Origin of the sequence: Chryseobacterium oncorhynchi (genome assembly GCF_002899895.1) — a bacterium.
In the GTDB taxonomy this organism is placed as follows: Bacteria; Bacteroidota; Bacteroidia; order Flavobacteriales; family Weeksellaceae; genus Chryseobacterium; species Chryseobacterium oncorhynchi.
Window position 1 is genome coordinate 731,508 of record NZ_PPEI02000001.1, and the last position, 15,283, is coordinate 746,790.

Genomic DNA, 15,283 nt, shown 5'->3' on the forward strand with positions numbered 1-15,283 from the left:
GACCATGAAATATGTAACCCTTATTTTATTTTTTGCCCTAGTTGGGTGTAAAAGTGTTCACCCAATCCATAAACAAAATGTTGAAAACGCGATTACAAAAAACGCTCTTCAGTTATTAGAGGACAAAAGATTTCATTCTGTTTCTATTTCAGTTCTTAAAGATGGAAAATCAACGACAAAGCATTTTGGAGAATTAACGATTGGAAAAGGAAATAAACCCAACGATTCTACCCTTTATGAGTTAGCTTCTGTAACGAAAACCTTTACAGGGTATATAGCTGCCAAAGCCGTACTTGATAAAAAAATACATTTAGAGGATGATATTAGAATCTACCTTAACGAACCTTATCCCAATTTAGAATTTAAAGGTGAACCTATAACAATCAAACACCTCATCACGCATACCAGTGGATTTCCTAACATGCCTCTAAAAAGCGAAAATAAAAAGGCATTTTTTGAAGGATTAAAACTTATCAAAATTGAAACAAAACCCGGAGAAGTTTATTCCTATTCCAACACGGCTCCGGAGCTGACCGCCTATATCCTTGAAAAAGTGTATCAAAAACCTTTTGAGGAATTGGTCATTGAATTTGTTTTGAAGCCCAATAATATGAATCAAACTAAGTTTACACTCAATGAAAATGACAGAACAAGATTGGTAAAAGGCTACAATGATAAAAACGAATTAATGCCTAACTTCAACAGAACTTTATGGGGTGGGATTTCAGGATTGCACTCTACCACTACGGATCTGGTGAAATATATGAAATTGCAGCTTGACCAGTCGAATCCCGTTCTCAACGAATCTCATAAAAAATTATATAAAGAGGGTTCTGATTTTTGGGAAGGTTATCATTGGTACATCATAGAAAATGGTAGTCAATTAATCTACAGACATCACGGAGGGATATACGGAATGCAGAATTGGTTTGTAATTTACCCTAAACAAAATATAGGGATATCTATATTGACAAACACCAGTTTTAATGAAACAGGAGAAATCTTAGAAAAAGCAGTTGATAACCTGTATCATGAAATAAATGTAAACTAAAAACTGTTTCTTCCACTTTGTAACTGTATTTCTACTTAAATTATAATGTAGTGCCAATTGTTTATTATTCAAACCATTCACTTTTTGAAAATCTAAAATCTGAAGGATTGTTGATTTATCATAGGCACGGAACTTTTGGTTGATCATATTGGAGTCCCGCTTTTGTTTTTGAAATAATAATGTATTGATCTCAATAATATCCAGAACCGTCAGGCTTTTCTTTTTTAGGATATGTGAACAAAGGTCTTTTTTATCAGGAAACTTCTTAGTTATAAGGTCGATATAAATTTTATTATAATCAGGCTTTATGGTTTTTTTCATTGAATTTAGAATTTAAATATTATCATTTTTCAAAATCATAAGCAAGGTTTTGATTATCATCGGAAAGCTTCTATTATTCATCTAATTCGCTGCTCACATTGTATTTACTCATCCATTTATATAGGGTTGATTTAGGTATTCTGTATTCGACGACGATCTGTTGTCTGGTTTTTTCTCTGGTATTAACCTGTTCTAGGATAAAATCTATCATCTCTTTGGTGTAAAGGTTTTTCCGGAACTGTGAAACGTTCACCTTTTGTTTTTTGAATTTTGGAGAAACCGGAGCGTACAAAATAAGATGCTGACAATACATCCTAAAAAAATCAACCTCTAATAGTTTGCACCACTTCAGTAGTATATCTGTAGACAGATTAGCGTCCAGATACATTTTTTTGATTTCTTCTTCTGTACATTTAAAGAAATTGCAGATCCTGTCAGATTCTATTCCGCTTTCTACAACAGTTTTCTGAATGATATTTCCTATGTGGATATTTTTATAGTTCATCATAGTATTTTCAGTGTTTTTTTTAATTCTGCCAAAAGCAAACCTCTGGCAGAATTTTATAGTATATTCTATTTTACATTTTTTCATTCATCTTTGAAACCAATGAAGATCATATTCTGTTTACGATCTATCATGATGGGTGTAAATGATCTTTTGGCTTACCCTATTATTTCCAATAATTCCAACTGGATCCATCAAAAACGGCTAATGATTTGCTTGCAGTGTCATAGCACATCATTCCAGGATAAGGACTTTTTACAGTAGTATGGGGAGTATTAATTTGAGGCAGAAGAACTGCTTTATCCTGAGATTCTAACACTAAAACCCCTATCGCACTACTTGTATTCTTACCAATGATAACGCCCTGATTACTCCCTGATTCTGTGCTCGGATTAGGAATAATTTGAGAAGAATCTCCAATATTGCTTAATGCTGTCCAGGTATTGTTTTCGTACATCTTTATTTTTTTGTCGGTTTTATCAAACAAAAATGTTCCGTTATTATTCGCAGTAAGTACAGGAGCACTATCTACAGAAGAGAGAATAATTCCTTTAGAATTACCTGTTGTATTATTAAAATCCAAGACTGTGCTTGTTCCCGTAATATTTTCTTTGTTGATAGCAACCTGGCCACTGGCATAAGACGCCAGTGAGCAGAGTGCTGATATGATGAATGTGTTTTTCATAATGAATTTAATATTTATGTTTAGTTATTACAGCTTCTCTGAATGCAGTGCCACACTGTCCCGTTATATAATTTCACACAAGCGGCATCTATATCATAAATAAGCATTCCTTCTTTTGGATCTGTAATAGCATTTTGATTCTGAACTCTTGTAATAACAAATCCTTTTGTCTTAGATTCTAGTGCGATAAACCCATTCGGAATATTCTCCGGCCAGTTTGATTGCTTTTGCTGAACGGTAATTCCAAATTTGGTCGGAGTACCTGCTACAGAAAAATCTCCCGGTTTAAGACATACGTCAGTTGTATCTGTATCAATTGCTGTATTGTTTCCCATGTTAGTCTCTACAGTACCTGCTGGTGGAGCTATACTTACTTTATTGATAAGATCTCCGGTGTAATACGGTGGTATATTAACGGTTACAGTATATGTTACAGTTCCTCCTACAGGAAGATTGACTATATCATTGATTGCTCCTGTATTAGTTCCTGAAACAGTAGTGGTACCTCCTCCCAAAACACCAGCCGTATAACTCATATTAGCAGCGGGTATTCCCGAAGGAACAGCATCTGTAACTATTGTTCCTTGTACACCAAAGGGGCCGTTGTTGCCCACAACAACAGTATATACATTGGATGTCCCCGGAATATATTTAATTTTCCCATCGGTTTTGGTTGTATAAAGATCCACAGGAAAATTAAAAGCAGAAGTTATACAATGAGCACCATCATTCTCTACATTGGAGAATGGGGAACTCGAAATTAATGTCTTTTCACCTGTTATCGTATTGAATTTATACAATCCGCCTACGTTTTTAGCTCCGTAAATCTCACCGGCAGCCCCATACATCGCCCCAAAAATATTATTACCCTCATTATAGGGTACTACTCCAATAAAATTGACTACACCCGTAAGAGGATTTAAAGAATAGAGCAGACCTGATTTTGGTTGGCTAATGTCTAAAGTATGTACCCCATATAATAATCCATCATTGATATTATAGGCAAAATCAAACGTATTGATTATTCTGTTTAGATTGACAAAAGTAGCAGTAAGTGTTGCAATATTGATCTTATGTAAACGTGTATTATATGTACTATTAGGCGTTGGCAATACATAGTAATTTCCGTTATCATCGATCTCCCCTGAAAGATATCTGGAATTAGTTAGTCCTGCCACATTACCAAGCTCAGTTACGGTACCGGTAGCCGGATCTATTCTTAATAATATATTTGCAACTGTAGGATCATTCTTGATTGCATACAGGAAACCATCTTTAGGATTATATGCAGTAGCATTATAGCCAAAACCTGCTGGAGCCCCTTTTGGAGTATAAGTAAATGGATTGGTGGAAGTATTTACAACATATAGGCTTGTATTGGCATCCTGTGTAAGGAAAACATCTGGAATACATGTAGCCATATTCATCATGAAAGGGCTACTGGCTGCTGATATACAAGTCCCACTTTGGGCAGTCAGGGTATAGCTGGTTCCTGCTGTCATCCCGGAAATTACACCTCCTGCACCAACGTTTGGCCCCGACGGAGAAAATGTATAAGTATAAGCAGAATTGTAATTGCTTACCGTTGCAACACCTCCTATAATGTTTACCATTGGAGTGGCGGGAGTTGGGAGCATCGCTGCAATACTAAAAGAAGTACTTGCTGCTGAGGTACAAGTACTACTCTCTGCCGTTACAGTGTAGTTAGTTCCCGCTGTCATTCCAGAAATCACTCCTCCTGCACCTACAGTTGGTCCTGCCGGAGAAAATGTATAGGTATAAGCGGAATTATAATTACTGATTGTTGCCGTACCTTCCGCTGAACAACTTGCGGCGGTTGTGTTTACCGTCGGAACAGCAGGTACAGGATTAACTGTTACTACAATTCCTGATGATGGAGAACTGGGACATCCGTTAGAAGTCACTACAACGGTATATGTTCCTACTGTATTTGCACTATAGGTTTGCCCCGTTGCTCCGGATATTATTGTTCCATCTTTATACCATTGATTACCTGTAGCAGATGAAGAAGTTAAAGCAACACTATTACCTGTACAAATTGCTGTACTTCCACCAGCGCTGGCTGTGGGAGTTGGTGTATAGGTACGTGCTTTTAATTTATCCAAAGCATACACCATCAGGTTATGGATGAATTTTTCCTGTGATGTATTAATATCTGTTCCAGATACAGTAGTAGATCCGTCTAAAGGATCAAAAATCCCCTCATCCCAGCTAAAAATAGCTCTTTCGTTAGTACCTGTAATCCATACTCTGGCTTTTGTTCCATTATTTGCCAATTGAATTGCTCCAGCCGGCAGCTGGGTGATGTTGACTAGACCTGAGGTGGCATATCCTTTTAATGAAATATTTCTAGCATCTCCCCAAAGACCATTATTAATGGCATTAGTTGTACTGGTTGCATAACTTGGAGAAACAGCATCATCACCTACTGTTCCCGTCCCTCCAAATGCCTGATGTAAATTAGATCCAACTTTATTACCTGCATCTAAAAAAATTAAAGCGACTCCTCCTGCGTCTACATATTGCTTTATCTTTTGAGCATCAGCTGTGGACATATTACTATATCCGGTATTGATGATATCGTATTGAGCAACCAGCTGAGCTACTGAAAGTGTGCTCAAAGTACTGGTAATATCTGTAAAAGTGAACCCTTTTACTTTATTATAAGTCCCATTTTGACCATAGTTGGCCGTATTATTCAGTTGAGAGCGAAAAGCTTGCTTATCACTAATGGTATAGCCACTCCATGTGCCTACCTTTACCATACCACAATCCTGAGCAGAGAGGGAAGCACCTGCCATCATCAGGAATAGAACTGTTAGAAATAATTTTTTTACCATTTTTTTGTTTTAAAAATCAATTGCAAATGAAAGAAACTGAATAAAAAAACAGAAAAAAAGAGCCCCTCATCAGCCCCTCTATTTTAAAAACAACCTAAATACCAATATGTTACAGATGTGAAATTCAGCAATGCATATATGAAAGAAAATGAGAGTTATAGATTTCCATTCCTAAAAAACTATATAATTCATTCGGATATAGAGCAAAAAAAAAGAACCTTGTACAGATTCTTTATATGATGAAAAACGAAATATCGCTACACTTTATCTATATAATTCCTGATCCAAATCATCAGATCTTCTTCCGGATTCATACCCAGTCTTTTTCTAAGATTATACCTATTATTTTCAATCGTTTTATTGGCTTTGAAAGTATATTCTGCAATTTCCTTTGTGGAAAAACCAAGATATATATAAGCGCAAAAAGTGAGTTCAGAAACCTTTAAATGAGGATTTATTTTTAGCATTTTAGTAGAAAAATCAGGATAGATTTCCTGAAAACGACCCCAGAAATGAGAGGAATTTTCTTTAACCATATCACTAAGTTCAGAAAAAGACTCGGCAACTTTTTGCTCTAATTTTTCAATTTTTTCCTCTCTTTCCTTTATTTCAGTTTCTTTTTCAGAAAGTTTACTTTTTTGTTCTCCAATAATCTTTGATTTTCCTCTTCTGATTTTCTGATAACGTATTATCACAACAATTAACAACAAAATAAAACCCGAGATGACCAAGGCAATAATCATCACCCCATTTTTCTCCAGTTGAGTTTTTTCCAATTGTTTTTTAACCAGAATTCTATCTAGTTCTTTCTGAACGATCATTTTATCATCTGCCAGATCTGCTTTATGCCTTCTCTCTGCTCTCTGCAAAAAATAAATCTCCTTTTCAGTGTTATCCAGCATTTTATATGATTCTGCTATTTTAGAATCTACATAGGCAGAATATTGACCGAAGTTTTCTTTATTTTGAACACATTTTTCATAGAAAGTGATTGCATGTTTATATTCATGAGTTTGAAAATAATAGTCCCCATAAGCTTCATAGAAAGGAGCCAGATATTTATATTTTTCCAAAACTGCCTGGTCATACCCTTTTTGAATGTATGAATATGCCAAAGAAGCCTTTTTTTCCTGTAAAAAGATCCAACTTTTGTGAAAATAAATAAGAGGCTTGTTCCTGTACATTTTTTTCACAGTAAGATATTCTTTCAGAGGAATTTTCTCGGAGATCGCAATAGATTTATCTATATACAGATGAGCTATTCTATAGTCTTTAAGATCTGTATAATAATCAGCAATCCCTGAATATATATTTGCCGTAACAAGCTGTGATTCAGTATCACTCCTGGATTTCAACAGATTGAGTGCTTCATTATATTTCTGATAAGACTGATCCAGTAAAGACATTCTGCTATAATAAAGGGCCTGCAAACTAAGAAAGGAAGCCTTTAATAAAATATTCTTCTGGAGTGCCTCTTCCTGAAGACCTTTTTCAAGATATAAGGAACACTCTTCAAATTTTCTAAAAAAAACTAGAGAGCGAACAATATAATAATAAGCGATTGCTCTTTTTTCAGAATCACCTTCTTGTATTGCTATTTTCAATGCTTTTTTAGAAAATTCGGAGGATTTTCCAAAATCAACATAAATATAATCATCTGATAAACTGACCAATTTATCAATTTCTTTTGATAGATTGTGGTTCTGACAGAAATAAAGGTGGCAGCCCTGTATTAAGAATAGAAAAAGTAAAATAATCTGTTTAAGACTAAATGCAGATCTCCAAAAAGAGAAAATAAGTCTGAAATGGGTGATCATAAAAATATTAAATAATGAACAGATAATTAAAACACAGAGATAAAGCAAAGCTAAAACAAATGGATTGATATTATTAACTACAAAACAAAATATAATTGTTTTTTTTAATAGATTTTTGTTTATATTTTCAAAGTTAATGTCAATCGTATGTATATAATAATTTGAGTTGCTCAATGAATGAAAAATGGGTATTAATATACTTTAACCAAAATTTTGAGCCTGACTCCTTATTTCTCAACCCCTTAAAAGAGCCATCAGTATTACTATCAATTCGTTTTATCAATTCATATGAAAGAAGTATATTTAAACAATAATTCTCAGGATATACCAAAGCAAATCTTTACAACACCTTTTATAAAAAATTGATTTATACAACACTTTTAAATATTGCAATTTTCCAGGGAATCATCTTAGGCTTAGTGATCTTAAAGTCTTCCCTATTCAATAGTACTTCAAATAAATATTTAGCCTACTTGCTATTTGCACTTTCCTTTGTTTTATTGAATTATGTTTTTGAAATTGAGGGTGCATTTAAGTCCTACCCTTTGCTATGTTTTCTGGATTATATTGAGTGGATATTTTTACTCCCCGTGTTCATCTTCCTTTTTATAATAAATCGAATTGATGATACCGTAAAGAACAGACAAAAAGCTTATTTGTATTACATTCCGTTTGCCTATTCCTCTACTTTTGCTATTATATACCATCTTAATGATATTTTAGGAATTTATAAAATCTCCGATTCAGGTATTTTCATCATCAATATACTTAGACTGATTCAGCTTTTATTTGCCTTTATCATCATCTTGTTTCCGCCTTTTTACTCTTATTTCATGATAAGGCACTTAAAAGATCCACAAGAGAAAAAATGGGTAATTACCTTATTAACTACGCTCTATTTATTATTATCTACCTGGCTAATTACATATATGGTTGGCTTCTTTTTTGGAATAGATATTTCCTCTACCATGAGTGGGCTGGCTTTATCGGCAACATTTATCATGCACTGGACCGCCTATATAGGTATTTACAAATACAAGCTTGCCAAAAACAAAGTGGCTGTCTATAATTTTCTAAATAATGATTCAGCTATTCCGTATCCCAATCTGCAAATTGTAGAAAATAGTACACCACAAGAATATAAGGAAACGATCACCGCAGATAATCTTTATTTTCAAAAACTGGAACTTCTTTGCAAAGATGATCACATTTATACAGACAGTACATTAAACAGAGAAAAAGTAGCTGAAAAACTAGGCATAAGTGCAGGATACCTTTCACAAATTGTAAACACAATAACAGAAGATAACTTTGCCAATTACATCAATAACTATCGGGTGGAGGCTGTCAAAGAAATGATATCAAACTCGGAATATGAAAACTATACTTTGTTGACGATGGGATTAGAAGCCGGGTTTACTTCAAAGACCACTTTTTATAAAGCTTTTAAAAAAGTGACTGGCCAGACGCCAAACGAATATAAAAACACCATCAAATAGGTGCCATTTTCTCCATTTTTAAGCTTTTGAAACCTGCCCTAACTTGAATTATTTGAGTTTTGCACTTAAATAATTCAAATTACTTTTTTTATGAAAAAAAACTTTTTACTAGCAATGATTTTGTTTGCTTTTTATTCTGTTAATGCCCAAAACACCAAAACCAATGAAGATCCATCCGAGAGAAAAAATGAAATTAAACTGAATCTTATCGCGCCATTATCCGGTGCCGTGGAAGCAGGTTTTGAAAGATACCTTAACAAAAACTCATCACTGGGGATCTCTGCATTTATTGTTTATGATAATACAAAAGAAGAAGATCTGAATTACTACATCTCTCCCTATTACAGATATTATTTTGGAAAGAAATATGCTTCCGGTTTTTTTGTTGAAGGATTTGGAATGTTCACTTCCATTGATGGGAAAAAGATATATGCAGCAGACAATGTGACATTCACTGAAAACAAAGATGTTTATGATGTTGCTCTAGGTGGTGGTTTAGGCTATAAACTGGTTACTAAAAAAGGATTTGTTTTTGAAGCTAATGCAGCCTATGGAAGACTTGTTTTCAATGCAGATAAAACAGATCACAATCAGGTTATAAAGCTAGGTTTGAGTATGGGCTATCGATTTTAATGCAACTCTATCTAAAATACAAAACTGAAGAATAAATAAAATCCTGACGAGAGTTGGGATTTATTTTTGTTTTCCCAAACTGACAAATGGTTTTTATTTATCTTTGTTACTAACCTAAAATTTCTCAATCATGAAGTTAGATTTATATCAGATAGATGCGTTTACAGAAGAAATTTTCCATGGAAATCCTGCATGTGTGGTCCCATTGAAAAACTGGTTACCCGATGAAATCCTCTTAAAAATAGCTCGTGAAAATGCTGTAGCAGAAACAGCCTTCTTTATTGATAATGGCAATACCATTCATCTGAGATGGTTTACGCCTGAAATAGAGATGGATTTATGTGGACATGCTACCCTTGCCACAGCTCATTGCTTAGCTTCCATCTTAAACTATGAGAAGAGCAGAATTGTTTTTGACACCAAAAGCGGTGAATTAACAGTAGATGTAAAAGATGGATTTTACTATATGGATTTCCCATCAAGAATGCCTGAAAAATCTACTCTTCCGGATAATATAGCCCAGTCTCTTAATATACAGCCTAAGGAAGTCTTCAAATCCAGAGACTATGTTCTGGTATATGAGTCTGAGGAAGACATCAAAAAAATCAAAATTGAAAGATCTGTTTTCGACCTTATCAACCTGGATCCTGGAGGTGTTGTTGTAACAGCAGCAGGTACAGACAGTGATTTTGTTTCAAGATATTTTACGCCACAGTCCTCCATTCTTGAAGATCCTGTAACCGGCTCTGCGCATTGCTCGCTCATTCCTTTCTGGTCATCAAGATTAGGAAAAGAGAAGCTTTTTGCCCGTCAGCTATCAGAAAGAGGTGGCCAAATTTATTGTGAAAACAAAGGTGAAAGAGTTATTGTGGCTGGTAAAGCCAGAACCTATTCTATGGGACATTTCTGGATAGAATAACATTATTTTAATCAATTTATATAGCTTAAAAATATAAAATCAGAATAGATTATTTTCTATTCTGATTTTTATTTGATTAGCAAACGCATTAATCCTTTTTCAGGACGAATCATCAAAATAAATTAAAAAGCATTAACTTCAAAGTTGTGCTTACTTTTAATTGTGCTTTTTAAAAAAGGTTTTCATCGCATTATAATATATTTCTGGTGCTTCAAATGGGGTATTATGTGAGGCATTTTTTATGTATAATAATTCTTTATCCTTTTTAGGGACATTTTTAAGTGCATTATAAATTGTTCGGCCTTGCTCAACTCCGATGGCATAATCATATTCTCCCTGAATAATTAATATTGGTTTTTTGATTACTTCAAGTTTATCTGTTATATTCAGATTATTGTAAGACTCAGTATTCATAAAAACTTCATTGATATATTCAAGCTTTTCGATGGCTTTTTTAAGGAGTTCGGGAGTATATTTTACTCTAGCAAAAAAAGCTGGATCGCTTAATAGTTCTGCTTTTTTTTCCTTCAATTCCGGCCTAGCCCAATAAACATCAAAACCTAAATCTTTTGGAAATTCATATCTTACCGTATTCATATCATGAAAAAAATCTTTAAATCCACTTGTTTCAATCTCATCTAATTTTGTTAGAATTTCTGCGTATCTTTTTTTCTTTACAGGATCGGTTGTTTTCTTTAGAAGATCATTAGCTAATTGACGTTCATGAGAAATTAAAGCGAAATTTCTTTGTGGACTGTCTACAAATCCAGAACTGCTAATAAATGAATTAATCTTTTCCTGATGTTTTAGCAAATACAAAAAACCATATGTCCCGCCCCAAGACGTACCCAAAAGATTGATTTTTTTGTTAGGATATTTATCTTTTATATAATCAACAACATTATCTAAATCTTTAACAAACTGATCCGTTGTAAGCATTGACTTGTCTTTAAATTCATCCGATAGACCTCCTCCTCTTTGGTCAAAGTAAACGACTAAATAATCTTTTTCAAAAACATCTCTATAAAACTCATGGTCTATAGAAAAAGCGCCCGGCCCTCCATGCAATGCTATAATTATTGGTTTTTCCGAATTACCAATAACGCGTGTATAAAGTTTTGATTGGTCAACTGGTATAAAAAATTCAGTATCAATTTGAGGATCTATTGCTTGTTTCTGTGCGTTACAATGATTAATAGTTGCAAAAAAAATTGCAGTGAAACAAAGGAGTATAGTTTTCATTATTAGTTATTTTTTGGACGTATTTGGGAGATCTGTGATCAGCTCATGTTATAAGCGACCAAATATAGCCCATTTGCGTTCAAAATCAATCGCCTAAATAAACAAAAATAGAAAACACTCAAACAATCTTAAAATAGATCGCGTCTACACCACTCCCTAACTCTTAAACCTAATCCAAGATAGTATCAATCTGATTGTTTTTTTCTAAAATAAGACGTTCAATATCAATTTTTGAAGTCTTTAAATGATTACATTAGCAAAGAATTAAAATGCGCTAAGATTTCTATGAAAAATATATTCTGTGTATTGCTTCTTTCGATGGTACAACCTGTACTGGCTCAAACTAAATTAGAAAAAGCAATTACCAATCTTGAGGATCATTACGACCAAGAAAAAGTATACTTACTTACGGACAAATCACAATATGCAGCGGGTGACAAAATATGGTTTAAAAGCTTTGTATTTGATGGATATAACCGTTCTGCATTATCTACTACTCTATTTGTTGAATTATACGATTCTGATAAAAAAATAATAGACTGGAAAACGATACTTCTTACCAATGGTGAAGGCAGCGGAGATTTTCAACTGAAAGAGAGCCTTCCTGAACAAGTGTATTATGTAAGAGCTTATACTCCTTACATGACCAATTTTAATGAAGACTTCCAGATTGTTAAAACAATTCCGGTTTACAATCCCAGTTCTACGGAATCGCTAGTGATTTCTAAGAGTTCTGATTGGTCTGCAAAAGCCTTTCCGGAAGGAGGAACTTTCATCAACGGTATTCCTACGAAGTTTGCCGTAAGATTATCAAGCAATACTTCTCTGCCAGAAAACTGGACCGGAAAAGTAATAGACACCCAGAATCCAAAAGTACCGGTAACTACCTTTACATCTTTTGATAAAAATGTTGCAGCCTTTACCATAACTCCTGCTTCAGGAAAAAAATACCAGGTTGTTATCCATGACAATACAGGAAAAGATAAAACAATAGATCTTCCACAAGTTGCAGACAGCGGTATTCATTTGGACGTTAACAGCTCTAAAGACGGGATTAAATATACCATAAAGGGAGCGAACTTAAAACAACAGCTTCAAGGGTATAAAATTGTTGGAACCATCAATAACCACCTTGCATACAAAGCCAATATTAAGCAGTTGACTAATGAAGTTTCAAGTCTTATTCCTCCAAAAATCAGTAATGGAGCTAACGCTGTTTTACAACTAGCCATTTTTGATGAGCAAGACAACCTTGTGGCACAAAGACTTTGCTTTATAAAACCTAATGATCTAAAGATTGAGAAAGCAGAAATTATAGGCCAGAGCATAAAACAAACGCCAAGATCTTTCAATAGCATCGACCTTTCTCCAGAATCATACTTTAAAAATTATACGGTTTTGGTAAGTGAGGATGACGGCAGCAATAAGCCAGAAGAAGAAAATATTCTCAGCAGCCTTTGGTTAACAGGAGATTTTACTTCAAAAATAGACAGTCCGGCTCAGTATTTTTCTAAAAATGCCAATACAGAAGCTCTAGACGCGCTTCTTATTTCTGAAAACTGGAAAAGATTCGACTGGAATTCTGTACTTAGCGGATCTGTACCCACCATTAAAAATAATCCTCAACAGTTTCTTTCTTACAAGGTAAAGCCTATTAAAAACAATGCCCTGCTGGTTAACGCCCCTGTAAGTTTAATGTTGAAATTAGGTAAAAACCAACCTGTTCTTAATCAATTTATAACGGATCAAAACGGATATGTTTATTTGAACAATCTTAACAATGATGATCCTTTGGAAGTTTCCTTATTTGTAAGTTCAGAAAATAACAAGGAAGCCAATACCGATAATTTATTTGTCACTGTAGAGCCACTGGTTACTCCCACACAATTTAAGGGCAACTTTCCGGGTACAAAATATACAGTAGTAAAATCCGGTGCAAACAAAGTTCTTCCTCCTGCGATTGCTAGAGCCATCAACACTCAAAAAAACAATAAAAAAATAGAGAGTGCCGAAATACAAATTGACCAGGTAAAATTAGTAGGAAAAAAGAAAGATCCAAAAGAAGAATTGAACAAACAGCTATCCAGCGGAATGTTTAACTCCATTAATGATCATGTATTCGACTTCGTGAATGAAGACCAGCATGTAGCCGGAGCCAATAATATATTAGACTGGCTGCAGGGAAGAGTGGCCGGTGTTACGCTTCAAAGAAACAGTTCAGGGATCAATGTACCTTACATTCGTAACAAGCCTGCCAAGCTGTATCTGGATGAAATGATTACCGATCCCGCAATGATTACCAGTATTCCTGTAAGCAATATTGCGATGGTAAAAGTTATTAAGAATTCAGGATTATTGGGTGATGCAGTAGCCATCTATACCATGAAAGGCGATCTGCAATCTAAAAATACCGGAAAAGAAGCAACAAAAGCAAACTCAGCGATCATCAAAGGATATGATAAACCATCCGAATTTCTTGTTGAAATGATAGACGAAGATTCTCCTGCCAAAATTGAAAAAGACACCAGAGAAACCCTTTACTGGAATCCTAATTTGTTTGACAGCGATTATGTTCCTCCAAGAATTAAATTCTTCAATAACGACACTGCAAAACAATTTAAAGTTTTGATCATAAGCTTTGATGAAGATGACCATATTCTTTATCAGAATGAAATCTTTAAATAATATATTGTTCTACATAAAAAAAGCCTTTCAGAAAAACTGAAAGGCTTTCTTATTATTTTTAAAACAAGGCTGAAAAGATTATTTAAACCAATTTCCAGTGTTAAAAGAGTGAATATCCACCTATTTTATGCACTTCTCAATTCTCCAATTTCCTTTACCAGTTTCGGGTACATGGTCTGTAGGTCAGCTCCACCCTTTGGCTCGCGGTTCATCTCCCTATCCATGCTGTCATAGTGGTTCTCAGGATAAAGCTCATCTACGGTATCCCTTATTTCCGATTCATCTTCGTTGTCATGATTGGCAGAATAGGCTTCATCAGCTACATACAACAGCCCCTCTGCCCAGCAGTCTCCAATATTAAAGCTGTATTTCCCGCTTACAAATGCCTGTATATCTTTTTTAATATCATCAAAAAACGCCTTGCCTTTCAGTAGCAGCCAACAGCGGAAATAAATAAATCCGTCGTCAGAAAGATAGTGGTTAAAGGTATATTTCCCATTCTCAGAGCTGAATTCGCATTCCAAAACAATGGAAAGCTCCGCAATTTCAGCCGTGTAAAGGTCACTCAGTTTTTCCTGCAGTGCCTTTTCAAAAAGAACAAGCCTTTCCTTTCCGAATCTGGAGAGATACGCCGTTAGATTTTCCAGATGCTCCTCTACATCATACTCGCTCCAATGGGCGTTTTTGTATTTATTTGATTTTTCAATGGCTTCCCAGAAATAAATATCGGCTTTTTCGGTTTCAGAAAGTTCTGCTTTCTGGGGGATTTCATCATGTTCAGGAATTTCCGTGTATCCCTTTTTGATCTTTTGGCTGATCAGTTTTTCAGATTCTCTGATACACTCCATTTCATCTGCAAATTCTTTAATGCTTTCACGCCCCTTGGTTCCTGTTTTTCCAAAAACTATTTTTTGGGTATTTCCAAAATATTCAACATTCCAAAATTTATCCGAGACTCCATTTTGATTGATCAAATTCTTTTTCATAAATATATAAAAAGGTGATTTAGGTATTTAAGGAATTAAACTACAAAAAAATAAGGAACCCAGCTATTTTATTCGGTTT

12 protein-coding genes are annotated in these 15,283 nt (G+C 34.5%); 5 read left to right on the forward strand and 7 right to left on the reverse strand.

Going from position 1 to position 15,283, the window contains the following annotated elements; genetic code table 11:
- The first annotated feature begins 4 nt into the window (after positions 1–4).
- The gene (locus tag C1638_RS03460; protein WP_109618209.1) at positions 5–1,051 is read left to right on the forward strand and encodes a serine hydrolase domain-containing protein; all 1,047 of its coding nucleotides are present in this window, start codon (positions 5–7) and stop codon (positions 1,049–1,051) included.
- On the opposite strand, the gene C1638_RS03465 is transcribed toward C1638_RS03460, so the two are convergent.
- The 5 genes from C1638_RS03465 to C1638_RS03485 form a co-directional block, all read right to left on the reverse strand.
- Positions 1,004–1,372 (reverse strand): transposase, encoded by a 369-nt coding sequence (locus tag C1638_RS03465; protein ID WP_109618211.1) that lies wholly within the window; start codon positions 1,370–1,372, stop codon positions 1,004–1,006. The two genes, C1638_RS03460 and C1638_RS03465, sit on opposite strands and share 48 nt — an antisense overlap.
- A 73-nt stretch (positions 1,373–1,445) precedes the next feature.
- Positions 1,446–1,880 carry a transposase gene (locus C1638_RS03470; RefSeq protein WP_317047554.1) on the reverse strand — a complete coding sequence of 145 codons (435 nt, stop codon included), beginning with the start codon at positions 1,878–1,880 and terminating at the stop codon, positions 1,446–1,448.
- A 163-nt stretch (positions 1,881–2,043) separates the two neighbouring features.
- Entirely contained in the window at positions 2,044–2,562 is a 519-nt protein-coding gene (locus tag C1638_RS03475) for a phage tail-like protein (RefSeq protein WP_109618213.1), read from the reverse strand.
- Between the two features lie 20 nt (positions 2,563–2,582).
- Positions 2,583–5,423 (reverse strand): DUF6923 family protein, encoded by a 2,841-nt coding sequence (locus C1638_RS03480; RefSeq protein WP_109618215.1) that lies wholly within the window; start codon positions 5,421–5,423, stop codon positions 2,583–2,585.
- Between the two features lie 257 nt (positions 5,424–5,680).
- Positions 5,681–7,096 (reverse strand): tetratricopeptide repeat protein, encoded by a 1,416-nt coding sequence (locus C1638_RS03485; RefSeq protein ID WP_123838320.1) that lies wholly within the window; start codon positions 7,094–7,096, stop codon positions 5,681–5,683.
- A 506-nt stretch (positions 7,097–7,602) separates the two neighbouring features.
- Between C1638_RS03485 and C1638_RS03490 the strand changes: the two genes are divergently transcribed.
- The 3 genes from C1638_RS03490 (at position 7,603) to C1638_RS03500 (ending at position 10,291) form a co-directional block, all read left to right on the forward strand.
- Positions 7,603–8,739 (forward strand): helix-turn-helix domain-containing protein, encoded by a 1,137-nt coding sequence (locus C1638_RS03490; RefSeq protein WP_109618218.1) that lies wholly within the window; start codon positions 7,603–7,605, stop codon positions 8,737–8,739.
- 90 nt (positions 8,740–8,829) lie between these two features.
- Complete coding sequence (locus C1638_RS03495; protein ID WP_109618220.1) at positions 8,830–9,372, forward strand: DUF3575 domain-containing protein; 543 nt, start codon at positions 8,830–8,832, stop codon at positions 9,370–9,372.
- A gap of 130 nt (positions 9,373–9,502) precedes the next feature.
- The gene (locus C1638_RS03500) at positions 9,503–10,291 is read left to right on the forward strand and encodes a PhzF family phenazine biosynthesis protein (RefSeq protein ID WP_109618221.1); all 789 of its coding nucleotides are present in this window, start codon (positions 9,503–9,505) and stop codon (positions 10,289–10,291) included.
- 156 nt (positions 10,292–10,447) lie between these two features.
- Here C1638_RS03500 and C1638_RS03505 read toward each other — a convergent pair whose 3' ends face one another.
- Positions 10,448–11,533, reverse strand: a complete 1,086-nt coding sequence (locus C1638_RS03505; RefSeq protein WP_109618223.1) for an alpha/beta fold hydrolase — start codon at positions 11,531–11,533, stop codon at positions 10,448–10,450.
- A gap of 285 nt (positions 11,534–11,818) precedes the next feature.
- Between C1638_RS03505 and C1638_RS03510 the strand changes: the two genes are divergently transcribed.
- On the forward strand, positions 11,819–14,218 hold the full coding sequence (locus tag C1638_RS03510) for a hypothetical protein (protein ID WP_109618225.1): 2,400 nt from the start codon (positions 11,819–11,821) through the stop codon (positions 14,216–14,218).
- A gap of 125 nt (positions 14,219–14,343) precedes the next feature.
- Here C1638_RS03510 and C1638_RS03515 read toward each other — a convergent pair whose 3' ends face one another.
- Positions 14,344–15,204, reverse strand: coding sequence for a DUF4240 domain-containing protein (locus C1638_RS03515; protein WP_109618226.1), 861 nt, complete (start codon positions 15,202–15,204; stop codon positions 14,344–14,346).
- Positions 15,205–15,283: the final 79 nt, after the last annotated feature.

Excerpts from the sequence above, each read along its gene's own strand:
- C1638_RS03510 (WP_109618225.1), top strand. The coding sequence starts at position 11,819 with ATGAAAAATATATTCTGTGTATTGCTTCTTTCGATGGTACAACCTGTA.
- C1638_RS03495 (WP_109618220.1), top strand. The coding sequence starts at position 8,830 with ATGAAAAAAAACTTTTTACTAGCAATGATTTTGTTTGCTTTTTATTCT.
- C1638_RS03475 (WP_109618213.1), bottom strand. The coding sequence starts at position 2,562 with ATGAAAAACACATTCATCATATCAGCACTCTGCTCACTGGCGTCTTAT.
- C1638_RS03465 (WP_109618211.1), bottom strand. The coding sequence starts at position 1,372 with ATGAAAAAAACCATAAAGCCTGATTATAATAAAATTTATATCGACCTT.
- C1638_RS03515 (WP_109618226.1), bottom strand. The coding sequence starts at position 15,204 with ATGAAAAAGAATTTGATCAATCAAAATGGAGTCTCGGATAAATTTTGG.
- C1638_RS03500 (WP_109618221.1), top strand. The coding sequence starts at position 9,503 with ATGAAGTTAGATTTATATCAGATAGATGCGTTTACAGAAGAAATTTTC.
- C1638_RS03460 (WP_109618209.1), top strand. The coding sequence starts at position 5 with ATGAAATATGTAACCCTTATTTTATTTTTTGCCCTAGTTGGGTGTAAA.
- C1638_RS03505 (WP_109618223.1), bottom strand. The coding sequence starts at position 11,533 with ATGAAAACTATACTCCTTTGTTTCACTGCAATTTTTTTTGCAACTATT.
- C1638_RS03470 (WP_317047554.1), bottom strand. The coding sequence starts at position 1,880 with ATGATGAACTATAAAAATATCCACATAGGAAATATCATTCAGAAAACT.
- C1638_RS03480 (WP_109618215.1), bottom strand. The coding sequence starts at position 5,423 with ATGGTAAAAAAATTATTTCTAACAGTTCTATTCCTGATGATGGCAGGT.